The organism is Bacteroidota bacterium, from assembly GCA_030706565.1.
Taxonomy (GTDB): Bacteria; Bacteroidota; Bacteroidia; order Bacteroidales; family JAUZOH01; genus JAUZOH01.
The window spans coordinates 1-2,031 of record JAUZOH010000552.1 but is presented as its reverse complement, the minus strand read 5'-3'; the positions used below and the strand labels follow the sequence as shown (position 1 = coordinate 2,031).

Sequence of the window (2,031 nt, the reverse complement as noted above, 5' to 3'; positions counted from 1 at the left end):
CCTGGACAGGCCCGGTGTTTTCAGCAAAACGATCAGAGTCTTTTCAAATTCGGAATATTCTTCATCGGTTGAGCTTAAAATTTCGGGAGAGGTGATCGAAAAGCCTAAATCTGTAGAAGATTTTTATCCTGTTTCGATGGGGCCGTTAAGGGCTAAAACCAGCCACCTTGCATTGGGCAATATAAAAAATTCGCAGATTGTCAACTCTTCAGTTGATGTGATTAATACTTCCGACAGTATGTTGCTGATTTCTTTTGCTGCCCTGCCCCCTTATCTGGAAGCATCTGTTAAACCGCTGAAAATTAAACCCAGGGCAAAAAGTGTCATTAAAATAAAATATAAAGCTTCCTTAAAAAATGATTTCGGGTTTGTATCCGACAAAATAAATTTCACCATTAATCATCATTCATCTGATAACTACTATTTTTATGTAAGTGCTTCAATTGAAGAAGATTTTTCAAAGCTTAGCCCCAGGCAAATAGCGGATGCCCCTAATCTTGAATTTGCAGAAACCACTTACGATTTTGGGACTATTAAAAGAAATCAGAAGATACAGCATGATTTTGTCCTGACCAATAAGGGGAAAAGCAATTTGACCATTCATAAAGTAAAGACAAGTTGCGGTTGTACAACAGTAAACTTCGATGAAGCGGATATTCACCCTGGGCAATCAGGCATGTTGAAAATTCAATTTGATCCTTATGGGAAGGAAGGGCGGCAATTAAAAACCATTAACGTCATTACAAATGATCCTAAGAAACCCAATATCACCCTTTATCTGAAAGGGAATGTTGAAAAGTAAGAGGAGGGGGCAGTTTTTTCAGAACTAATAAAATGAGTATTTTTGGTCCAAAATCAAATCTTATAAGATGGATGATACTTCCCAAAATAAAAGTGCATTAAAGGTTAACCGGGGGATAAAGCAACCTCCCATTGTAAGTGAAGATGCCATAAAACGTTTTTTTAAAAAGAAAAGGAAGCAAAAAATCTCTATTGACGAATATGTAGAAGGAATTCTGAGTGGAAACCGCACAATTCTAAGTCAAAGCATAACATTGATTGAAAGTTCCCTCCCGGCTCATAAGGAGATCGCTGAAAAATTGATAGAACGTTGCCTGCCTTATGCTTCAAAATCTATCAGGATAGGGATCACCGGGGTCCCGGGTGTAGGTAAAAGTACATTTATCGAAGCATTGGGAATGGATCTGATCCGGAAAAACAGGAAACTTGCGGTTTTGGCCATTGACCCGAGTAGTGAGTTATCCAAGGGAAGTATTTTAGGGGATAAGACCAGGATGGAGAGATTATCGACGGAGCCGAATGCCTATATCCGTCCTTCCCCTTCTGCCGGTTCCTTAGGCGGAGTGGCCAGGAAAACCCGTGAGACCATCATTCTTTGCGAGGCTGCAGGTTTTGATACGATATTTGTGGAAACAGTCGGTGTTGGGCAGTCGGAAACCGCTGTCCATTCCATGGTCGATTTTTTCCTCTTGCTGATGCTTGCCGGTGCCGGTGACGAACTTCAGGGCATAAAACGAGGCATCATGGAGATGGCCGATGCCATAGCCATTACTAAAGCCGATAAATCCAATATCCAGAAAGCAGAATTGGCCAGGGTTGAATATCAGAATGCCATTCATTTGTTCCCTCCCAATGAATCGGGATGGACATCAAAAGTACTTACCTGTTCCGCCAAAACCGATACGGGTATAGAGGAAATATGGCATACTATTGAAGAGTACCATGCTTTTACAAAGAAGAATAATTATTTTGAAAACAGAAGAAAGATACAATCAAAATACTGGATGTATCAGACCATTGAAGAAAGCCTGAAAGAGAATTTTTATAACCAGCCCCATCTGGCACATAAACTTTCTCAATTTGAAAAAGATGTGCTGGATGAAAAGATCAGTTCATTTACGGCAGCAAAAATTCTGTTGGCTGAGTATTATAAAAAAAGATAAAACTACTGGTAACGGATTAAACAATCATTTATTCAATAATTCCTATACCTTGTCTGATGATTACCGG

General features: G+C 39.7%; 2 protein-coding genes. Both read left to right on the top strand.

Translation table 11 applies throughout. The features are described from left to right. Nucleotides 1-802, top strand: an 802-nt coding sequence (locus Q8907_16690) for a DUF1573 domain-containing protein (protein MDP4275906.1), incomplete at its 5' end; no start/stop codon positions are given. Between the two features lie 67 nt (nucleotides 803-869). After that, nucleotides 870-1,964: a methylmalonyl Co-A mutase-associated GTPase MeaB gene (meaB, locus tag Q8907_16685; protein ID MDP4275905.1), complete on the top strand. Its 1,095-nt coding sequence runs from the start codon at nucleotides 870-872 to the stop codon at nucleotides 1,962-1,964. Nucleotides 1,965-2,031: the final 67 nt, after the last annotated feature.